The 20,396-nt window shown below is 34.0% G+C and carries 26 protein-coding genes and 5 pseudogenes; 10 read left to right on the top strand and 21 right to left on the bottom strand.

The genetic code is table 11. The features are described 5' to 3' along the window. Positions 1–40: 40 nt before the first annotated feature. The 3 genes and pseudogenes from I6L50_RS33020 (at position 41) to I6L50_RS33010 (ending at position 2,278) form a co-directional block, all read left to right on the top strand. A pseudogene (locus I6L50_RS33020) lies at positions 41–816 on the top strand (C39 family peptidase). 768 nt (positions 817–1,584) lie between these two features. Beyond that, on the top strand, positions 1,585–1,773 hold the full coding sequence (locus tag I6L50_RS33015; RefSeq protein WP_257475539.1) for a hypothetical protein: 189 nt from the start codon (positions 1,585–1,587) through the stop codon (positions 1,771–1,773). 148 nt (positions 1,774–1,921) lie between these two features. Further along, positions 1,922–2,278 carry a hypothetical protein gene (locus I6L50_RS33010; RefSeq protein WP_374108461.1) on the top strand — a complete coding sequence of 119 codons (357 nt, stop codon included), beginning with the start codon at positions 1,922–1,924 and terminating at the stop codon, positions 2,276–2,278. 271 nt (positions 2,279–2,549) lie between these two features. Here I6L50_RS33010 and I6L50_RS33005 read toward each other — a convergent pair whose 3' ends face one another. The 3 genes from I6L50_RS33005 to I6L50_RS32995 all read right to left on the bottom strand — a co-directional run bounded on the left by I6L50_RS33005 (position 2,550) and on the right by I6L50_RS32995 (position 4,527). Beyond that, positions 2,550–3,443 (bottom strand): Rpn family recombination-promoting nuclease/putative transposase, encoded by an 894-nt coding sequence (locus tag I6L50_RS33005; protein ID WP_219304627.1) that lies wholly within the window; start codon positions 3,441–3,443, stop codon positions 2,550–2,552. Positions 3,444–3,859: 416 nt separating this feature from the next. Further along, complete coding sequence (locus I6L50_RS33000; RefSeq protein WP_219304626.1) at positions 3,860–4,168, bottom strand: hypothetical protein; 309 nt, start codon at positions 4,166–4,168, stop codon at positions 3,860–3,862. Between the two features lie 68 nt (positions 4,169–4,236). Further along, a complete protein-coding gene (locus I6L50_RS32995) occupies positions 4,237–4,527 on the bottom strand; it encodes an ArsR/SmtB family transcription factor (RefSeq protein WP_219304625.1) in 291 nt (96 codons plus the stop codon). 114 nt (positions 4,528–4,641) lie between these two features. Here I6L50_RS32995 and I6L50_RS32990 point away from each other — a divergent pair, with 114 nt between their 5' ends. Continuing rightward, on the top strand, positions 4,642–4,920 hold the full coding sequence (locus I6L50_RS32990) for an HU family DNA-binding protein (protein WP_219304623.1): 279 nt from the start codon (positions 4,642–4,644) through the stop codon (positions 4,918–4,920). Positions 4,921–4,972: 52 nt separating this feature from the next. On the opposite strand, the gene hfq is transcribed toward I6L50_RS32990, so the two are convergent. The 5 genes from hfq to I6L50_RS32965 form a co-directional block, all read right to left on the bottom strand. Then, positions 4,973–5,161 carry an RNA chaperone Hfq gene (hfq, locus tag I6L50_RS32985; protein ID WP_219304702.1) on the bottom strand — a complete coding sequence of 63 codons (189 nt, stop codon included), beginning with the start codon at positions 5,159–5,161 and terminating at the stop codon, positions 4,973–4,975. Positions 5,162–5,226: 65 nt separating this feature from the next. Next, on the bottom strand, positions 5,227–5,427 hold the full coding sequence (locus I6L50_RS32980) for an AbrB/MazE/SpoVT family DNA-binding domain-containing protein (RefSeq protein ID WP_219304701.1): 201 nt from the start codon (positions 5,425–5,427) through the stop codon (positions 5,227–5,229). Between the two features lie 39 nt (positions 5,428–5,466). After that, on the bottom strand, positions 5,467–5,679 hold the full coding sequence (locus I6L50_RS32975; protein WP_257475491.1) for an integrase core domain-containing protein: 213 nt from the start codon (positions 5,677–5,679) through the stop codon (positions 5,467–5,469). A 3-nt stretch (positions 5,680–5,682) separates the two neighbouring features. Continuing rightward, positions 5,683–6,279, bottom strand: a complete 597-nt coding sequence (locus I6L50_RS32970; RefSeq protein WP_257475519.1) for a DDE-type integrase/transposase/recombinase — start codon at positions 6,277–6,279, stop codon at positions 5,683–5,685. 41 nt (positions 6,280–6,320) lie between these two features. Beyond that, the gene (locus I6L50_RS32965; protein ID WP_257475518.1) at positions 6,321–6,590 is read right to left on the bottom strand and encodes a transposase; all 270 of its coding nucleotides are present in this window, start codon (positions 6,588–6,590) and stop codon (positions 6,321–6,323) included. Between the two features lie 73 nt (positions 6,591–6,663). On the opposite strand from I6L50_RS32965, the gene I6L50_RS35915 reads away from it, so the two are divergent. Both I6L50_RS35915 and I6L50_RS32955 read left to right on the top strand, forming a co-directional pair. Continuing rightward, positions 6,664–6,903 carry a MerR family DNA-binding protein gene (locus tag I6L50_RS35915; RefSeq protein WP_374108458.1) on the top strand — a complete coding sequence of 80 codons (240 nt, stop codon included), beginning with the start codon at positions 6,664–6,666 and terminating at the stop codon, positions 6,901–6,903. A gap of 79 nt (positions 6,904–6,982) precedes the next feature. Further along, positions 6,983–7,209, top strand: a pseudogene (locus I6L50_RS32955) (transposase); the annotation flags it as partial. Between the two features lie 15 nt (positions 7,210–7,224). Here the strand turns inward: I6L50_RS32955 and I6L50_RS32950 are convergent. After that, a complete protein-coding gene (locus I6L50_RS32950) occupies positions 7,225–7,542 on the bottom strand; it encodes a hypothetical protein (protein ID WP_219304619.1) in 318 nt (105 codons plus the stop codon). Positions 7,543–7,910: 368 nt separating this feature from the next. Between I6L50_RS32950 and I6L50_RS32945 the strand changes: the two are divergent. Next, positions 7,911–8,063: pseudogene (locus I6L50_RS32945) on the top strand (IS110 family transposase); the annotation flags it as partial. A gap of 329 nt (positions 8,064–8,392) precedes the next feature. On the opposite strand, the gene I6L50_RS32940 reads toward I6L50_RS32945, so the two are convergent. The 3 genes from I6L50_RS32940 to I6L50_RS32930 all read right to left on the bottom strand — a co-directional run bounded on the left by I6L50_RS32940 (position 8,393) and on the right by I6L50_RS32930 (position 10,737). Next, complete coding sequence (locus I6L50_RS32940; RefSeq protein ID WP_219304239.1) at positions 8,393–8,578, bottom strand: hypothetical protein; 186 nt, start codon at positions 8,576–8,578, stop codon at positions 8,393–8,395. Next, complete coding sequence (locus I6L50_RS32935; protein WP_219304082.1) at positions 8,578–9,693, bottom strand: response regulator aspartate phosphatase; 1,116 nt, start codon at positions 9,691–9,693, stop codon at positions 8,578–8,580. Before I6L50_RS32935 ends, I6L50_RS32940 begins: the two co-directional genes overlap by 1 nt. Before the next feature lie 744 nt (positions 9,694–10,437). Further along, positions 10,438–10,737, bottom strand: a complete 300-nt coding sequence (locus tag I6L50_RS32930) for an Rpn family recombination-promoting nuclease/putative transposase (RefSeq protein ID WP_374108457.1) — start codon at positions 10,735–10,737, stop codon at positions 10,438–10,440. 177 nt (positions 10,738–10,914) lie between these two features. Between I6L50_RS32930 and I6L50_RS32925 the strand changes: the two are divergent. After that, positions 10,915–11,575 (top strand): annotated as a pseudogene (locus I6L50_RS32925) (IS110 family transposase); the annotation flags it as partial. Between the two features lie 150 nt (positions 11,576–11,725). Further along, complete coding sequence (locus I6L50_RS32920; RefSeq protein ID WP_219304617.1) at positions 11,726–11,974, top strand: hypothetical protein; 249 nt, start codon at positions 11,726–11,728, stop codon at positions 11,972–11,974. 58 nt (positions 11,975–12,032) lie between these two features. On the opposite strand, the gene I6L50_RS35355 is transcribed toward I6L50_RS32920, so the two are convergent. From I6L50_RS35355 to I6L50_RS32900, 5 genes are all read right to left on the bottom strand, one after another. Next, positions 12,033–12,161, bottom strand: a complete 129-nt coding sequence (locus I6L50_RS35355) for a hypothetical protein (RefSeq protein WP_257475517.1) — start codon at positions 12,159–12,161, stop codon at positions 12,033–12,035. Positions 12,162–12,323: 162 nt separating this feature from the next. After that, the gene (locus tag I6L50_RS32915) at positions 12,324–13,115 is read right to left on the bottom strand and encodes an SGNH/GDSL hydrolase family protein (protein WP_219304615.1); all 792 of its coding nucleotides are present in this window, start codon (positions 13,113–13,115) and stop codon (positions 12,324–12,326) included. Positions 13,116–13,219: 104 nt separating this feature from the next. Next, on the bottom strand, positions 13,220–13,855 hold the full coding sequence (locus tag I6L50_RS32910) for a class D sortase (RefSeq protein WP_219304613.1): 636 nt from the start codon (positions 13,853–13,855) through the stop codon (positions 13,220–13,222). A 4-nt stretch (positions 13,856–13,859) separates the two neighbouring features. Continuing rightward, on the bottom strand, positions 13,860–14,567 hold the full coding sequence (locus I6L50_RS32905) for a cell wall anchor protein (protein ID WP_219304611.1): 708 nt from the start codon (positions 14,565–14,567) through the stop codon (positions 13,860–13,862). A 240-nt stretch (positions 14,568–14,807) separates the two neighbouring features. Then, on the bottom strand, positions 14,808–16,130 hold the full coding sequence (locus I6L50_RS32900; protein ID WP_219304608.1) for a UDP-glucose dehydrogenase family protein: 1,323 nt from the start codon (positions 16,128–16,130) through the stop codon (positions 14,808–14,810). 223 nt (positions 16,131–16,353) lie between these two features. On the opposite strand from I6L50_RS32900, the pseudogene I6L50_RS32895 reads away from it, so the two are divergent. Continuing rightward, positions 16,354–16,625, top strand: a pseudogene (locus I6L50_RS32895) (IS110 family transposase); the annotation flags it as partial. Between the two features lie 103 nt (positions 16,626–16,728). Here the strand turns inward: I6L50_RS32895 and I6L50_RS32890 are convergent. From I6L50_RS32890 to I6L50_RS32875, 4 genes are read right to left on the bottom strand one after another with little or no spacing between them, the layout of a single operon-like run. Beyond that, positions 16,729–17,886: a DegT/DnrJ/EryC1/StrS family aminotransferase gene (locus I6L50_RS32890; protein WP_219304606.1), complete on the bottom strand. Its 1,158-nt coding sequence runs from the start codon at positions 17,884–17,886 to the stop codon at positions 16,729–16,731. A gap of 2 nt (positions 17,887–17,888) precedes the next feature. After that, on the bottom strand, positions 17,889–18,539 hold the full coding sequence (locus I6L50_RS32885) for an acetyltransferase (RefSeq protein ID WP_219304604.1): 651 nt from the start codon (positions 18,537–18,539) through the stop codon (positions 17,889–17,891). Then, entirely contained in the window at positions 18,536–19,147 is a 612-nt protein-coding gene (locus I6L50_RS32880; protein ID WP_307897096.1) for a sugar transferase, read from the bottom strand. The genes I6L50_RS32885 and I6L50_RS32880 overlap by 4 nt, the downstream gene beginning before the upstream one ends. Before the next feature lie 20 nt (positions 19,148–19,167). Continuing rightward, a complete protein-coding gene (locus I6L50_RS32875) occupies positions 19,168–20,367 on the bottom strand; it encodes a glycosyltransferase family 4 protein (protein WP_219304600.1) in 1,200 nt (399 codons plus the stop codon). Between the last annotated feature and the right edge of the window lie 29 nt (positions 20,368–20,396).

The raw sequence follows: 20,396 nt of genomic DNA, 5'->3' as shown, positions 1-20,396 counted from the left end.
ATTATGACATGTATCGAAATACATAAAGAAGGTGAATGACGTGAAAAGACTTCTAATTTTGTATGTCCTGTTTTCAATTTTAGCGGGCTGTTCTACAAAACAATCTCCAGTTGAAAAGCATGAGTCTAACGTTGGACATGAAGATATTGAATTAACCAAAAACACAAAAAATCCTCCATCCCAAAACGAACCACTTCAATCCCCAGCTCCTTCAGTACAAGAAAAGGTCATTTTAGACGTGCCATTAATATCTCAAAAACCTGAATTGAAATACGGATGCGAAGTTACGAGCTTAGCGATGGTATTACAGTACGCTGGTATTAAAGTGAATAAAATGCAGTTAGCTAACAGTATCGAAAAGGATACTATCCCGCTGTCTATGAATAAAAACAGAGACATCATTCAATGGGGGGATCCTAAAGAAGGATTCGTTGGAGATATAACGGGTAAAACTAAGGGATATGCTGTCTACGTCCAACCGTTACAAGAATTGATGGAACGTTATCTTCCAATCGCACAGTGAACTTAACAGGAAAAGCTTTCAATGATGTGCTAGCTCAAATCAAAATGGATAAACCTGTAGTGGTTTGGACGACCGGAGATTACAAAGTTCCGGATAGATGGGAGTCTTGGAAACATGAGAACAAACAAATCACAGCTCCTCTGGATTTACACGCTGTTGTACTTATAGGTTTTGAGGATGGGTACATTTATATTAATGATCCTTTAAGCGGAAAAAAAGCGCATAAGGTAAAACAAGAACCTTTCATTCAATCTTGGGATGCATTGGGAAAACAAGCCTTATCGTATCGTTAACGAATTCAAATTCGTTTAATATCTATAAGAGTCCAAAGTAAAGAATATGAATTTTGTACGCTAAGTGATTTCCCTCATGAAAAAGTTGATTTTTTTATTAAGTTAAGAAAAAAATCAACCCTAAAACGAAAAAATGTGCTTTTTTGTTGCAAGTTAGCACAAAATTTGGTTCTAGGGGGGAGGGGCGCTATAAAATTTTAAGTGGATGGAGATTTTTTTTCTACCTTTATTAGGGGGGAGAATAAGCTTTTCCTGTTTTGCTAGTGGAGGGATGGATGTATTACTATGAAGTTAATTATCCAACTAAACGGTTTGCTCCTGATCCCTGGTATAAAGAAAAGGTACTCAAATGAGCACCTTTTCTTTATCGATGAAATTCGATAAGTTGTTAGTTTTCCAAGCTAACCATGACAAATACAACAGCTTCGAATTAATTATGTCATATATCTATCTATTTATGGACGTGTCTTTCCCTATGCTTCTATATATCTGTAAAAGTACACCTTTACGAACTGTTAAATAAAAAAGAACAGACTATTGAAATAGTCTGCCCATAGGTAAAAGATGAAATGAAAGTTACTCAAATGTATAGTATAATAAATTTCTAGATAATAAAAAGGATCAACATAAAAAAAGAACGGTTCTATTGGCATAGTCCGTCCTTTGAGAAGGAAATAATGACAGTTATTCTTCTTAATTACACTTAATAAAACAGAAAATTCATTCTATTGTATATTGAGAAAATATTCATCTTCCGAAATAAGGTGGTTGTTATCAGAAATCAAGTTGGAACTTAAAGAAGTAAAAGAACAGATGGAGAAAATGCAAACAAAGTTAGATACATTCGAACAACAAAATCAAGTGAAGAACAAAGTAAAGCATAAGAAACAAAAAACAAATATAAACTCTGATAAAAAAGATAAGCGAGATTGGAAATATCCAGCCAAAATGAAATAATAAATTGAAAAGTTGATCCATACAGTTATATAATAAACATACACCTTTTTGAAATTCAGTCGAGAAGGTTGAGGAATTAAGTATAATCATGTCCTCAACTTTCTATTATCTACTACTATAGTGCACATGAAGTGCAAAAGGACGTGCTATGTACATGATTTTCTTATATCGGTTTGATTTAAAGGATAATGGAATCGATTTTGTGTTAAATGAGCAAATCGCTGCGGATATGCTTCCGCACTATGATGCCCAGCTGAGACCATTAGTGGCATCTTTAGCCGATACGTTACAATTGTATCGTTCACTAAGTAAGCATCCCACCATTTTAACAGGAAAAATACTGGATAATGGGCAATTAGAAGTGATGTTAAGCGAAGGATTAGGACAATATATAGATGTACATACAAAGAATCAAATTATTTTTGAAAATGGAAAACGTATTGCTGATATCTTAGTAAACGTAATGGATTCTCATATGAGTAAAACATTGAAAAGAACGCATTGATGAGATAAAACGACATAAAAGAAGGAATATTATGAGGAAGATGTTTTTTTAAAGAAATTCCTTTGACATAGATATCTAAGTTACATACGAAAAACTCCCTAATGTACGATACAAATTAGGGAGTAAAAGGTAGTACAGTATCGGTTAGGCTAAGTATAGCATTTCTAAAGAGTTTATACTGTTTAATTTCTGAAAATTAAATCTTTTAATTCGCATGGTTCAGTAGATTTAGCAGGGCCAATTCATCATTTGAAAAAGTGTACCATACACCTTACTTGTCTAAAATATGGAGTATGTCCGACAGTTCCATATTCGTAAACTTCGCAATATCTTCGATATCCATGCCATTTTTATGCATGCCACGGATTAATTGGACTTTCCCTTTTTCCATACCCTCTTGAAGCCCTTCTTCTTTCCCAACCTCACGAGCATGTGCTAATTTCGCTTGTTCATCAAATAACACTTTTTCACGTGCTTCATATGCGAGACGGAAAGAGCTGCTCTGACTCATATTTTCCCATTTGTGGATTGCCTTTTGCAACATCGGGTCTTGTTTCATGGCTATATCCTCCAACGTGTGGGTTAAATGTTCATCTTCATGCGCTGGTAGTAAAAGTAACCAACGAGCAAATTCATTTTCCCACGGATTAATTTTTTCTTCTCTCCATTGCTGTAGCAATTTCGGAATTTCAATGAAATGGATTTCCAAATCTTCGAGTAACACTTCCTTGTGTTGTTGACTCCAAAATTGTCCGACTGTATGCATGTCATCATATTGAGGAAAGAGATCAAAATCTAATAGATTAATCGCAATCGTTTTCCGTAAAGAACGATAGGGCATCCCTTGCTCTAATTGAGATGTATACAATTTACTCCAATAATACAGGGAACGTTTTACTATCTCTTGTGTATTTCGTAACTGTATTTCTACATTTACCTTCGTCCCATCTTGAAGTGTAGCTAATATATCTAGTATGGATAATTTATCTTCTTCGTATTCTTTATGGAGGTGTGGGTCTTCAATTTTTAGCGATACTATCGGTATAGATAAGGATTCATGCAAGATTGCATTTAAAAAAGAAACCAATAATTCCTCTTGTCCTTGTACACCAAATAATTGCTTAAAAGCAAAATCCACTCGTAAATTCACTAAAGGTTGATTCATAGAGTGAGTCACCTTTCTTATTTTATATTCTGTCTTTTTTGTTATTCCCCTTTTTCGGGGGAATGGGCAAAGAAAGTATATATCTATTGTAGCGGAGAAAGGAGGGAAGAAGCAACCCTTGTTACTAATGTGGATGTATTTTGTTTTTATAAACATTGTGATACGTGAAATTATTTGTATTACCACTTAAACATGCCTATAGCCCTGCATAATCAGCTTGTTTGTTCTCAATTACGTTAAACGCCTTCATTACCTTATTTTTAGCGTTTAACGTTTTTTACATAGAAACCGGATTCTCTCGGTCGTCTTCTTTCGTTAAAAATCAATCTGAACAGTCGTTTTTTTAATTCTTCACAAAAAAATAGGCGTTTTATCTGTTTTTTAGAACAAAATGCATCCATAGTGACCTATCTGGATTAGAGATGAATCGCCAAATGAGACGAACAATAGTTCACCGCTCGATGTTTCAACTCTTCATACGTGTATAATTTTTGTTTATCAAATAATTTCGGATGCTTCTGTCTATAGTATACGAACAATTCTTCTCCATTTTTTCTTATACGATACCGACGTCCTTGTCTAATTGTACCTGGTATTTCTTCAGGAGCAAACTGTTTGAGTATTTGTAATGCTTGTGAAGATGGGATTTCTTCCCCTGTTACATAAGCATGGATAAAGATAAGTTCTTTTATTGTTATATAATTGTAATCTGAGTTCCCACTCATAGAAGAATCCCCTCCTCGGTCATTATTTTCATCCGTACATGACTAGGCATATAAATGAATCTATCTGTTTAGCCTATCAGTATCTTCAGCGTTTGTTTCACTTTTTCATCGTCCACTCGATAAAATACTTCTAATCCTTTCCGCACATATGCTACGACTTTATGCGATTTTAACTTACCGAGATGTTGCGAAACAGTGGATTGTGGCATGTCTAAATATTGTTGTAATTCCGTAACATTTAAAGCATTCTTCTTTAATAATTGATGTACCATTTGTAGACGAATAGGGTGTGCCAATACCCTTAATATTTCTGAAACACGTTCAAAACAACTTATTTCCGTGCTAAAGACATTTTTCATCTTCTTTTTTCTCCCCCATTCCTGTTATAGAGTTCCTATCTCACAACCCACCTTGCACCATTCTCTTTCTCCCTTTATACTAAAACAAATAATAATCACAATAAGAGGTGCCTCATGAATAAATCAGAATTAATCAAACAAGTCGCAATACAATCTGAACTAAAAAAGCCACAAGCAAGTCTTGCAGTAGATGCCGTATTAGAGTCCATTCAACATGCACTACAAAATGGAGACCATGTACAGCTACTTGGTTTTGGCACATTCGAAGTAAGAGAACGTGCTGCACGTGAAGGACGCAATCCACATACTGGTGAAGCTCTTACCATTCCTGCGGGAAAAACACCTGCCTTTAAAGTGGGGAAAGCATTAAAAGAAGCTGTAAAAGCTAAATAATATTTCTTTAACAGTAGCATGAATCCAGTAGGAATCATGCTACTGTTTTATTTTAGAATCGAATTGTGGAAATCGCATGTTTATATACAAGCTGTTGCTCCCCCTCAGATTCTATTAAAACAGAAAAAGCATCATACCCTTTTATCGTTCCCTTTATATGAAAGCCTTTCAACAAAATCAGCGTAACATTCTTTTTCTCTTGCCTCGCTTCTTGTAATAACCGTTCTTGAAGCGATACCATAGCTTTTGGTCTTTCCTTTTGAAGTGTATGTGGTTTTCTTTCCAACGTTCATTCCCCCCTTATTCTCAAGCTCTTTCGAGATACTGTTCTAATTCCTGCCTAAGCTGTTTTGCTCCTTCTGGGCTCAACGTCAGCTTTCCGTCCGCTAGTTTGATATTCTGGGAAGCAATTTCTCCTGTGATGGGACAAGTACCATACGATTGATATCTCTGTAGAATAATCGTTTCGCCTTCTACAAATATTTCTAGTGGGTCTTTTTCGTGAATGTTGTGATCTGGTCAAGAAAAACTGGAACATGAAATAGATTATGCAATTGATTTTGAATACTGATACGGAGTCATTCCATTTAATGATGAGTGCGGACGAATGGAATGATAATACATATAAATAAATTCCGCTACTAACTGTGTTACTTGAGCGAGAGAAATCCGTTTTTCTCCATGTAAACATTCACGTTTAAAGATGCTAAAAAATGATTCGATCACAGCGTTATCCCAACAGTTCCCCTTGCGGGACATACTTTATTGAATCTTTTGTTGCTTACAAAAATCAGTAACTGTATAACTGGTAAACTGGGATCCTTGATCACTATGAAATAAATTTTTTTTATGATTGCCATACACATTTTTAACTTGCTGAATTGTATCCTTTACTAATTGCGCATCTTGGTGAGTATCCAAAGAGTAACCAAGCACCCGCCGGGTGCTAATGTCTAATGCCGCACACAAATACACTTTCAATCCATTTACTAAACGAAATTCTGTAATATCACATACAACTGTTGGAACGTCTTTCTTACCAGGTTGAAAGGAGCGCTCTAGTACATTTGGGAATGTATAATGGTTTTGCTTTCTTTTTTTATAATACGTAACAACTTTTGACTTTAATCCAGCTCGACATAAAGCTTGTCTTACTTGAGATAAGCTCACCATAACATCTCTATTGAGCAGATAACGGTATAGTTTTCGATATCCCATTCTAGCTTTTAAACGTTTAAATTGCATGACAATATACGCTGCTGTCGTTTTACGTTTTTTCTGACCTTCAGTGGCTTTACGATGAAAGTAGTCGTAAAAACCACTCACAGATACTTGTAATCGATAGCAAAGCCAGCGCACTCCAAATATGTGGTGATATTGTTTGATAAACTGAAAACGTGTTAGTTTTGGTTTTTGGCAAAGAAGGTTGCCGCCTTTTTTAAAAATTCATTTTCTTTTTTTAACGCCTGGATTTCTCTTCGTAAAGAACGTAGTTCTGCCATATCAGTTCCCTTACTATCTAAAAGTGGAGAAGAATATTTTTTCATCCATGAATTAAGAGTCCCATGTCCTAGATCAAATTCTCTTTGAATACTGGAGATTGTGCGCCCTTCTTTGATTACCAATTCAACACATTGTTTTTTAAACGTTTCATCATACTGTTTTTTCATCTGAAACACCTCTTATATAGAATAATTTATCTCTATACTGTGTTCCAGTTTTACTGTACCACCTCATGAAAATGTGGAATGGATAAAGTATATCTTGGTATTACGTTCAACAGGTATGTCAATTAGCCAAATCAAGAAATATGTAGAATTATATCAGCAAGGAAATCATACCATTCAGGAACGCAAACAACTCATAGTAAGTCCTAAAAAACATATAGAAGATGAAATAATAGAAAGATACAGCTATTTTAAAAAAATCAACTATCAATTAACTCTATATGAGGTATTGGAAACGCTAGTACAGAAACAATAGATGAGCATTTGAAAATTCCGGAAATAGAAATCGCTCAATTCTATTTCTGAAATTTTTCTTTCCATTATAGACACACCCTATTTTAGATTCCACCGCATTTCAACTCCCAGATTCGTTTTCATTTGTTTATCCAGGTGCAAGAGGATGCAGCCATACAGCGGGGAGAAAGGTTCAACTTGAGTATGATTTATTAAGTGGAAAGTTCCTACATATTCATATAGGTCCCGGTAAACAACATGATTTAACTGACGGTTCTATGTGTGTTCCGACAGTAACAGCGATCATTTATGTATTCGAGACTTAGGTTAGATTGTTGGTTTATCATTCATATAATCCACGCTTTTTCAAATGATCACGTAAGCTACTAGCGCGGCATTTTAAACGTTTTGCGATCTCCACATGGCTCATTCCCGCATTCCTTAATTGAATCGTATCCTCACATAGCTGATCCCATTTCCATTCTGCATTCAGTTTTCTCACATTTTCATCCCCAGACAAGCTTGTTCCTAACTGATATATTTCTTTTCCCCATTCACAATTCTCGATGCAATGTTGACAGGAACCGCATAGGTGTTCACATTTACGACAATACTGTTCTTGTATATTTATAATTTGAATTCTCGTTTCTTTTGAGGTCATTTTTCATTCTCCCTATTTTTTTCCTTATGATAGCAAAAAACATACTTTGTTTATAAAACTTATTTCGGCATCTGAGATAGCTTGTTTTGCAATTTTCGATACAACCATTTATATGGTATCTTATTTTTTTGTAACATATACTCGGATTTAAATTGTGAAAGTTAGAAATGATATGCAAGATTGGTTACCACCCGAATCATGGAATTGGATACAGCAAAACTTTTATGTATAAACGGATATAAAAATCCAGTAATTATTGATAGCGGCATTGGAATGTTTTTTTGTTTGAAATCGAATCCATTTTTTTATGTCTCGTGATAGGCCCTCAGTAACTTGACGAATGTACCGCCGTTACTGGTTATGGGTATGATCCAATCTTAAAAGCTTTTTATGAAAAGAAAAAACCGCAAGGAAAGCCTTATTACGTTTGTATCTGTGCCTTAGCAAAAAAATTGTGTCATATCATTTACGCTATCTTAAAAAACAATAAACCTTATCAAGTTCTTATCCCTATGTCCTAAAAATCAAGTTAATATCTTGATTTTTTCAAGGCTTATTTGGTGTGCTCTTTTTCAACGAGCACTTCCATTATTGATTCTGTATTTCATCCTTGACTTTTCATAGTTGGTCTTTCAATATCTCCCTAGTAAATTACATATATTTCTGGTTTAGTTTCGCGGTGTCTTTTGTCAGCAAATAGGCCTTTGATAACTAAAAATTCTTTGGTTTTTCAGTTGACATACTACCGCAGGTCTTATTTTATCGTGTTCGGTATAGTAAAAAAGCATCAAAAAAAGACCACTTTTATAAGTGGATCCAAAAAGAAGGGGTATGGCAACACCATTTATAATTATCCTTGCTGTGGTGCACCATTATAGTCACCAGCACCATATACAGAAGTAAGAAGATTATTTTTTTCAGGGATAGGGTAGTGTCCGTGAGTAGCAAGTTGATCTGTTTGTGAGAACTGTGTCATTCCGATAGTTATCATTCCAATAAAAGCTATTCTGGATAATACAACTTTGCATTTTTTCATTATTTTAATGCCCCTTTTTTTAGTATTTTTCGTTTCGCTTGATAACAAATATGAAAATAATCGCTTACCTTTTTGTAATCTCCTAATTGTCTACATAATGTAGCAAATAATTCAGCATATTCTACAACATAATCCCACAACTCTTTTTTCTCGAAGTATATGAGTCCCTCTTGAATAATTTTTTCTAATTCTTCTAAGGAAATATTTTTGTTTAAACTATTCAAAATAGAGAAGTGGTGCGTATATTCCTCATTATTAATTTTTTTGCAAATTTGTAATCCTTTATCGATGAGTGGGCTGGCTGCGGATTGTTCGCCTAATTTATAATGTTCCTTAGCTTGTAGAAAGATAGCCTTAAAATGCGTAGGTACTTTAGCAGTCACTTCTGAAAGCTGGCGAATAGCTAAAGTGGACTTATTTTGATCAGAATATAGCCACCCTATGGTATTTCTTACATGTAATAAGGAATCTTCTGCATGATTTTCTTTTAGTAAATCAATTGCAGCGTTTAGATATACTTCTGCTTGTTCATACTGTTTTACATAAATACAGCAACCACCGAGCAAACTATTACAAAAAGCGGTTTTTATTTCATAACCTTCATGCTTCGAAAAGATTTTCTTTGATTTATTTGCGTATTCGATCGAAGCAAGTATATTATACGTATGATGATAAAAAGTAGCAATTCTATAGTAGAATTCAGCATGTTCAATTTCATCCGGTATATCGATTAATATCTTTTCCGCCTGTTTATAATATTCAATCGCCTTAGTATAATTCGTAGTAAAAGTGGCATGAATCGCTTTAAAAAAATGATAATAGAAGTGGAGAAATTGGTCTGTAGGCATATCATACTCGTCAAGACTATCAAGACTATTTGGTTGAATGCTAAGACCATCTGTTAAGACAGTGTAACGAAACTCAAGTAGTGAGTAATACAATAACAAATTTTGATCTTGACGGTACTGATTCCGTTCAGTACTTAACGTACTAATTTTTTTATCGATTTTCTTTTTTAAATTTGTAGCTTTTAAAACTTGTTGCGATAGCATAGATTGGTACCATTCGTTCAATAGAGAGGTTAATTGCTCATTTGTTTTTACTGAAACACTCATTTTATATCCCTCCGTCCTATATAAATATCTTAAACGCCATGTAACTGTTATTATCATAGCAAAATTGGAGAAATAATAGAATGATTCGATAATTTTTTCAAGAAAATTCAGAAAAAACACTCAATTTATGTCGAATATCCATATACTTAAAATATCGTTTGAACTTCACGTTTGTGTAAAAATAAATTGCAATATCTTGCGGTGCCATTCCAATTTTCTGACAATACGAGCATCACGCCACTAAGAAATCAGTTTGGGTAATTCAATATAATGGATTTCTATACCATCACAGATAGGTGATTTTTTCCACACTTCATAAAATACCTGTCGTTTGAAAATGATCTTGATCCAGGTACAACACAAAATCTAATACATTAGTCGTAATCCCCTTGCTGCGGGGGTCTATTTTCTAACAAAAAATAAATATACATTCTTTTTATATGCACATTATACTCTAACTTATATATCTAGTTATGAATTCTAAAATGTAAAAAAAAAGAGGATATATGCCTCATACTAGTCATAGTATCCTCTTTTAATTATACTATGTTTAACATTAAAATTTCTTCATGCCCTTTGGTTTCCATACCCCAAGATGATATCACTCGCAAAAGGATTAAATATACAACTCCAAAGTATACAGGAATAGTACGATCGATAGTTTAGTAGGGAATAAATATATTGAAAATTCATAATAGACAAACAATAACGGAGAGGCACCCCATTACATGAGATGCCTCTCCGTTATTGTCCCAAAATATGTCGTATTTTCAATGCATCCATATTTGTAAATTTTGCAATGTCTTCTATGTCCATGCCGTTTTTATGCATACCACGGATCAATTGTACTTTTCCTTGTTCAATCCCCTCTTGAAGCCCTTCTTCTCTTCCTTGTTCCAGCCCTTTTTTCTCCGCATGCGCAACGGCAGCCTTTTCATCTAATAATGCCTTCTCCCGTGCTTCATACTCTCTACGAAATTGCTGATTATGGCTCATATTGTCCCATTTTTGAATCGCCTTTTGCAACGTTTCATCTTGTTCCAATGCAATCGCCTTGAACCTTTGTGATCGTATTGGAGAATGGCGCCTCTTTCTAATAAGTAGTTTACGAATGAGTTGGATGTTGATGACCTTTAGTCATTCTTCGAATCTCTTACGAGGTAGTACCACTTATTAGAATAGAGGGAGACACTATCTAAATTTTTAATAGGAGTGATTTCAATGGATTATTTAGGTATTGATATTGCAAGATGCTTCTATCATTGATGATACTGGAAAACTACTTGTTGCCAAACCTATTTCATTTCCAAACGATGCACAGGGTGGACAAGCATTATTAAATTGGATTTTTCAATACATAGATTCACCATCAGAAATGCTAATCGGAATGGAAGCGACTGGCCATTATTGGTTAGCTATCTATTCATTTCTTCTTAAACATAATTTTTCTGTAATTGTATTAAATCCTATTCAAACTAATGCTTGGCGTAAAGGGACAGAGATTCGCAAAAGAAAAACAGATAAGATTGATGTCATTCGATTTGGGCGTTTTCTGGAAACCCCTCTTGTTAATGAAAAAATGATTGCATTAAAACAACTCAGCCGCTTCAGAAACTCTTTAATAAGTAATATGAGTGACCTGAAAAGGCAATCCATTGCGAGATTGGATCAAACATTTCCAGAATACCATAAGGTATTCTCAGATATATTTGGAACGACTTCGTCTAAAGTATTAATGGAATATACATCCCCTAGTGATTATGAAGAAGTTTCTATCGATGATTTGACATACCTTATTGAAACATGTAGTCGTAAACAATTAGGTGTCGACACAGCAAAACAATTAAAAGAACTCGCATCGCAAAGCTTTGGAATCACACTTTAAAAGAATGCGTTTTCATTTCAATTAAACTAATATGCTGTAAGGTGCATCATCCCAAAAGTAATTCCTGCTAACAGTATGGATACAATAACTATCAATTTAACGAAACATATATTTTCACATACTATATGTTTCAGGAGGTAATAAATTATGCAAAATTCTTTAAGTTTATCCGATTTACTAGATATACTTAATCCTGCTTATGGACAAGTACACAGTAATCACACGCAAGTAATTAATACTGGCCAAGATGTAATATTTAATCAAAATGGTATACTAAATGATGTTTCGTATTCACCAGGAACATCATCAGTTAATGTTAAACGGTATGGTCATTATCAAGTGACTTATCAAGTATTTACAACGACTCAAGGTCCCCAGGGTCAGCTTATGCTATAACAATCAATGGCGTACCACAATCAAGTTCTATTTATGGTAATTCAATTCAGGCAGGTCCTCAAAATCTTAACCAACAACTAGTAGGTTCGTGTATTTTAAAAATCCCTGCTGGTGCAGCAGTTACTCTTTGTAACGTAGGTTCTACTACAAATGTTTTGTCTGCATCTGAAGATGGAAGTTCAGTCATCAGCACCTCTTTAACCTTAGTTAAACTCTTTGCTCCTCTAGCATGATCTCTTAAAACACCCATTCTTAATTATCCGTAAATTAATTCAACAAAAAACATAAACTAGAAACTCTCTATTAGTAAAGCCCCTTAACTTTATTTCAATTCCTATCAAAGCAATACTCATTCTCCAACAAAATAAGTATTAATGTACTGAGCCCAAAGCTCATGGCCTTTTATATTAGGAAAACCATGTTCATTTTGTAAATACGGTAATATCGCTCCTGAATTTTGATTTGGCCAAGATGTCCAATGATCCAAATATATATACTGATGTTGCTCTGCATACTGCTGTAGTTCAGATATAGCATTTGGATAATTTATAGCATTATGAATAGGATTTGGAGGCTGTATTATAAGGGTTGTATCCTTCAAAATTTCTGTTACTCGCTTTAAAAACTGATCCAGATTCGTAACAGAATCTCTATTTCCACCTCTATTATTATCAGTTAAAAATGGTGGTTGAAACAGAATAACATCTGGATGTAAAGCAATCAATTCATCAAAACGTTTATTGGAAAGCAAATCAGCTGTACTCTCATCTTCCCACTCTCTTACTGTTATATTCCAAACTCCATTGCCATATGTCTTTTTCATTTGCTCTGCTACCTTAATTGGCCAAGCTTCTCGACTGCTTGCAGTTGCTTGGTCACCAACGATAACAAGATGAACTAATTTCCCACTCAAAACTGCCCTCTTCACCTTATCTTTTACAACATCAGGAAGGTTTTTTATGTACGTTTCATAATTTGGTGAGACACTTACTGCTGCTTCCTGTGGCATAATCTCACTTTTTTTCTGTATTGCTTCATTTGTTACTCTTGTGATTTTCTCACGCCAATGTAATTGTCCACAAACGAGTACTACAACAAATAGCACACATATTGTAAATCCGATCCATGCTCTCTTATTCATGTATCTACCTCATTTTGTCATTTTTCTCATCACAAATAAAGCCCAATTGCTGTTTAAACAATTGAACTTTATTAATCATTTGTTAATACTCTTCAAAGACGGTATTATATCTTTTTATTTTGGATTTTATCTAAATCTGGTTTAGATAAAATCTTTGTAAATACAACAAATCTTGCTGGCGCATCTCCAATATACTCAAAAGGATAACAAGTTGTTAATGTCAATGTTTCATAATTAGTAGGAACAATAATTGTTTCATCTTTAGCATTAGTAATTTTAAAATCTGTTATTTCATAAATGAAATTACCATACGGGGTTGCAAATTCAATTGAATCACCCATCTTTAAATATTCAAGTTTTCGAAAACTCGTATTACGGTGTCCACTTAATACAACGTTTCCATCTTGCCCTGGCAATGAACTTCCAGCAAAATGACCAACTCCGGATTTCAACTCTGCGTCATGCGTACCTTGTACAACAGGAACTTTATAGTCCAGCGTTTTAAAAACTAAATCACCAATTTTCGATCCAGGTTCTGGTAACTCTGACCATGCCTGTTGGAACGTTTTATCAGGATCTTCCGGTTTATATGGTGTAAAAGCTGTATGAGCCAATAATACGGTTTGTTTCGATAATTCCCAGCCGAAGAAACCGACAATCCCTACTCCAGATAAAATAAAAAAAATAGGGATCCCGATAATCACCCATCTCCATCTGCTTTTACGAATTTTCTTCCTCATATAATTATCCCTTATTCATTTGCTCAGATTTACGAACAACATGAACTGCGGGAATTAATGCTAGTGTACCTACCAAAGCAATCAATCCACCAATTAACATATATGTTTGCTCGTTTGATGCTGTATTTGGCATTTGAGCACTTACCATTGGTACAAATTCCTCATTTTTATTCAACTCTCTTTTCGCATCCATTGCTACCTTAAGTGAATTCACCATATTTTTAAAGTTACCTGAGGTAAGCATTGCCTGTGTCGGATTAATTTTCGCAAGCGACTTACCATTTAAATCTTTTAATTGAATTACAACATCCCCATTCAGATTATAATCAACGAGATTTAAAGCTTTTCCGTTCTCATCCAAAATATCTACTTGTAAATGAGCTAGTTTGGCACTATCCAGAAACAAACGGAGTACTTCTACTTTTTGCGTTGACGTTAGTTTTGTCACTTCCTTCGATCCTGTTAAAATTCTACTTACTTTTTCAGCATTTGCATTTATTTGGTTTTGTTCTTGTTTTGTTAGATTAATTGACTGCAAATAAGCATACAAATAGTCTACTTGATCAACATGTAATTTTTTTAGTGCACTTACCATCTGTTGCGAAGCATCTTTGTTTGTATCCGCATGCGCTAACGGCACTGAAAACATTGTCAATCCAATTCCCATCGCTGCAACTAATGAACCTTTTTTCATGATTTTTTTAAAATTCACAGCTCTTACTCCTTTTCTGTTAAATTTTTTCTTGCAGTATCAATATCTATCTTTAATCCTACTCCTATTTTATTCCTCATCACCCCCCTTTTTTGTTTATTTATTTATTTTGTTCTAAAAATATTAGGATTTATAGCATGTATAAAACCTATGTATACTTACACATTTAAATTCTATTAAATTCATGCATAATACACCGATAGTGTAACTACTGTAATGGTTATTTTTTGAAACAATTGATCAAACCTTTACTTTCTCTTTTTTCACTTCTGATCTACCAATTGAATAATAGTATAATTCAAATTTTCTAACCTCATTTAGATCATAGCAATTACGTCCATCAAAAATATTGGCTTGTTTCATCAATTTTACATACTTACTCAAAGGGTAATTTTTAATCTCATTCCACTCAGTAACAATAAACGTTACATCAGCACCATGTATAGTCTCATCTATATTGCTCATGCACTCTACTTCGGATGGTAAAAAATGAATTGCATTACTCATTGCAACTGGATCATACGCTTTAATTATGGCACCCATAGCTACTAATTCTTGCGCTATTACTATAGAAGCCGCTTCACGCATATCATCTGTATTAGGTTTAAAAGCTAGTCCCAAAATCGCGACTTTCTTACCCGCTAAGTCTCCTACTTTCTTTTTAGCCTTCTGTACTAATAAAGAACGCTGTTTATTGTTCACACAAATAACTGATTTTAACAATTCAAATTCATAATCTACATTACCAGCAATTTGTACCAGTGCGTGTGTATCTTTTGGAAAACAAGATCCGCCATATCCAATTCCAGCTTTTAAAAACTGTGTTCCAATTCGTTTATCTAGACCCATTCCATATGCTACATCATCAACATTAGCATTGACTTTTTCACAAATATTTGAAATTTCATTAATAAAACTAATTTTTGTTGCTAAAAAAGCATTAGAAGCATATTTAATCAATTCTGCACTTCTAATATTTGTTCGAAATACTGGAATGCTAAACGGTTTATAGATTTCTCGAATCATATTTGCTATTTTTTCACTATCTACCCCTATAATAATTCGATCCCCATGAAAACTATCATGGATTGCTGAGCCTTCACGTAAAAATTCTGGATTTGAAACCATGTGAACTTTTACATCGGTCTTTAAATGAGTTAAGATTAAATCTCTTAAGCGATCATTCGTTCCTACAGGTACTGTACTTTTTGTCACAATAACAGTATCCTTTTCTATACTCTCAGCAATTTGTAAGGCTACTTGTTCAATATATTGTAAATCTGCCGATCCATCTTTTTTTTGTGGAGTACCGACAGCAATATAGATCACATCTACATTTTTCACAATTTCATTGTATTCAGTTGTGAAAAACAGCCTTCCAGCTTTGCTGTTCTTCATCATCAATTCATCCAGCCTAGGTTCATAAATAGGTGAAATACCCTGTTTCATTTTTTTTACTTTGTGTATATCAATATCGATACAAGTTACTTCATGGCCAATTTCAGACAAACATACACCAGTAACTAAACCAACATAGCCCGTACCAAAAATAGCAATTTTCATAAACTAACCTCCTCGTATATTATGTTTAAGCTGTCACTTCAGTTTTAATTTTCCTTAATAAGCGATCCGTAGACGTCTCAATATATTTCTAGATAATGATCTTAGAATCATTTGGAACAACTTTTTTTCCTCCTGTGGACTTTTACCACATAACTAAGAGGTTTCTCAGTGAACGCGCGGAACTCCCTACTCGCAGGCCGCTCAGGACAAGGTTGTTGGTCGGCGTACACACCAGTCTGGTCGCTTCACCGTAGAAAACACTTCATTATCTCGTAATGGGAGTCACTACTTGCACTATTACTTAGTTGGAGCCGCCAACTCTGTAAAAAGGCATGTATCAGGTTACCAAAAATATTACGTGAAAAAATATAATGAAGTACCAAACATCAACACAAACGTGCACTTGTTCTAACCGCAAGAAAAATTGTACGGATTGGTGGATGCGCTATTACTTAGTCACCACTTTTTACGCTAGAAAGGTGCGTTAAAGTGTGACATACTACCACAGGTCTTAATTCCTAATACCTCTTCCAAATCCATTTGACATAGATCCTCCGCCTTTCTTGTAAAAAAATAAAATTAGAGCTTAGAATACACACTAAGCTCTAACTTTCTCTACTAAACTTTCTTTTAAATGTTTTATAACTTTGTTTTGCTCTTCCATAGTCATATTCGAACCTGAAGGTAAGCAAATGCCTTGATGATATAAATATTCCGATACGTTTTCATTTTCCCTGTGCGAATAATATTTTGTTCCTTTAAATACCGGCTGTATATGAAGCGGTTTCCATAATGGACGTGCTTCAATGTTTTCTTTCTCCAATTCTTGTACAATGTTTACGGGGGTTATACTAAGTTTCCGTTCATCTATTAACATTACAGTTAACCATCGATTTGACAATGTCCCTTCTAATTCAGGCATAAATGTAATGCCATCCATATCATTTAACCCTTTTGTATATTGATTAAAAATTTCTCTACGCATATTTACTCGTTCATCTAACACTTGTAATTGTGCACGCCCAATCCCAGCAATAATGTTACTCATACGATAATTATACCCCACTGTACTATGTTGATAATGTATAACTGGATCACGTGCTTGTGTTGCTAAAAATTTTGCTTTCTTTAATAATTCAATATCATCTGAAACAAGCATCCCACCACCAGATGTTGTAATAATTTTATTTCCATTAAATGAATATACACCAATCTTCCCCAATGTACCTGTCTGCCTCCCTTTATATGTCGCACCTAAAGATTCGGCAGCATCTTCAATAATTGGCACATTGTAATAATTACAAGTCTCTAAAATTTCTTCCATTTTTGCACTTTGTCCGAATAAATTAACAACAATAACTGCTTTAGGCATTTTCCCTTTTATTTTCGCATCTTGAAACGCTTTTTTAAGCGCAATTGGTGACATATTCCATGTCTCATACTCAGAATCAATAAAAACTGGCTCTGCGCCTTGATACTTAATAGGATTCGCGCTTGCAATAAATGTTAAAGAAGAACAAAATACACTATCGCCCGATTTAACCTCTAATACTTCCAAAGCTAAATGAATTGCTGCTGTTCCAGAAGAAACTGCAACGGCACCTTTTGAGCCTACATAAGTAGAAATTTCTTCTTCAAAACGATCGACATTTGGGCCTAAAGGAGCAATCCAATTGGTTTCGAAAGCCTCATTAATATATTCTTTCTCTTTTCCGCTCATATGTGGAGACGATAAAAAAATCCTCTTATTTTTCATAATTATGTTCCACCCCTTCTAGAAAATAAACTTTTTATTATTTTTGCCGGCAAACCTACAGCTGTACAATAAGACGGTATATTATGAATTACTGTTGCTCCAGCTCCTATCATACTCCGAGCTCCTATTATAAGATTTGGAATAATTGTTACCCCAGCTCCTATTTGCGTAACATTACCAATTGTAACTGCCCCAGTTAATGTAGCATTTGGACCTATGTGCACAAAATCACCAATACAATTATCATGTTCCACAACAGAAGATGTATTAACAATGACATGACGACCAATAATTGTATCTGCATTAATCGTAACATTCGGCATAATAACTGTACCTCTACCAATAGTAGCTGATTTACTAATCCAGGCAGTGGGATGAATAATGCTTTCATAGCAATCATCATTAAAATGTAATTGTTCAGCAATCTTTTCTCGTACAGTATTATTACCAATTGCAATGATAAGCTGAAACTCAATTTCTCTCCTTAACGTTTGAATAGAAGAGATTGGCCCATAATATATTTCGTTTGCCTTACATAAACTTTTATACTTATCATCAAAGAATGCAATTATTTTGAAGCTACCATTTGTATGAATCATATCCTGAATTACTTTTGCATGCCCTCCCTGACCAATTAAAGCTATCTTTTTCATTTCATCACTTCTTTATTTGAGTTTTCCCCTGTAAATCTTTCAATTGTCACATGCCCTTGTTGACTAATCCCTTCTGATTTAAATACCTTTATAATTGTCAAAAATATAATTTTTACATCCAACCAAAAAGATTGATGATCGACATACCAAACATCTAACTCGAATTTTTCCTCCCATGAAATAGCATTTCGACCGTTTACTTGAGCCCATCCCGTAATACCAGGGAGAACCTCTTGACGTCTAGCCTGTTCAGGGGTATATAAAGAAAGATATTCCATTAGTAAAGGGCGTGGACCTACTAAACTAATATTTCCTTTTATTACATTGATAAGTTGAGGTAATTCATCTAAACTAAATTTCCGAAGCAATCTCCCCAACGATGTCAATCTCAGATAATCTGAAAGTAAATTTCCATTTTCATCTTTCTCATCTGTCATCGTCCTAAATTTATACAGATAGAATGACTTTCCATTCAAACCTGGACGAAGCTGTTTAAATATGATTGGCGAACCAAGTTTTATTCGAACTAATGCCGCAATAATTCCAATAGGAATAGTTAATATCAACAATCCCATACATGCGATTGTAAAATCAAACACTCTTTTCAACATAGTTCTCATCCTCTAATTCATTTTTTTATATGGTTAATAATCGTTTTATATGCTTTATTTACGCCTAAATTTTGTATTAGATATGAGCGTCCATTTCTGCCCATACTTTTTCTCAGTTCCTTATCACACACTAACTTTTCAAAATTATTTTTATAGCTCTCTAAATCACCTGTAATACTCCACATACCAGCCCTAGCTTCATTAAGTACTCGTCCATAGTCTGTATTCTGATCAATGGATGCAAGGATAGGTACTTCGGCTTCAAAATAGGCTAATGTTTTTGAAGGAATGTTGGGAATTGTGAAGTCACGATTCAAATTTATTAAACCTATATCACACTCTCTTACTAAACAATCATACTCTTGGCTAGGAACAGGATCTTTTAGTATGACATTTGTTAGCTCTCTTTCAACAATCATTTTCTTTAAAGATTCTTGTCTATTACCCGATCCAATAATTAAGAATGTAATATCTTCGCGATGTTTATAGCATTCTACTAACTCTATTAGAAAGTCTAATTCCTGTGGTAATCCAATATTCCCTCCAAAAATTAATACTATTTGATCATCATTGAATCCATATTGTTTTCTATAGTTCGTTTTAGGCAGGAAAGAATTCTCCCTTACTTTCCGCCAATTTGGGAGTAATTCCAACTTCTCCTGTTTTATGTCTGTATTATGTTTCACAATATAATCAATATTTCCTTGCGACATACAACCTATATGATCAGAAATTCCGTATAACTTTTTTTCTTTCCTTCTAAAATAAGAGAAGAGTAATTCATTATTAATTAACCCTAAATCTTTAGCATTCTGCGGAAAAATATCTCTGAGAATTAAATAAGATTTGCAACTGTGCTTTTTTTTCAATTTTTTAATCGTATTCAAAAATGTAATAGGTGGTGTAGGTGATATAACTAAATCAAACTTCACACCTTTAAAATATTTTTTTATGTCTTGATTAAATCTATAAGGGAGTAGTACCGTATTTATTCCTTTGACAATATAATTTACATTAAAAAGTTTTCCAGAACTTATACGTAATACATTTACCCCTCTTTCATTTCGCAGAATAGTTTGAGTATGGTCTGAGTCTCCTAAAATAGTTGCTACATAAACATTATGATCATGATTTTTAAACTCATGTGCCAATTCAGTATATAAATTTTCTGTTTTTTCAACGTCGGGAAAAGCTATCATTAGGAATAAAATATTCATTGTTTTCACCTTAAAGTTTTTTTTATACA

The organism is Bacillus sp. FDAARGOS_1420, from assembly GCF_019344915.1.
In the GTDB taxonomy this organism is placed as follows: Bacteria; Bacillota; Bacilli; order Bacillales; family Bacillaceae_G; genus Bacillus_A; species Bacillus_A mycoides.
The sequence above is the reverse complement of the archived record's forward strand: the minus strand, read 5'-3'. Positions and strand labels throughout refer to the sequence as shown.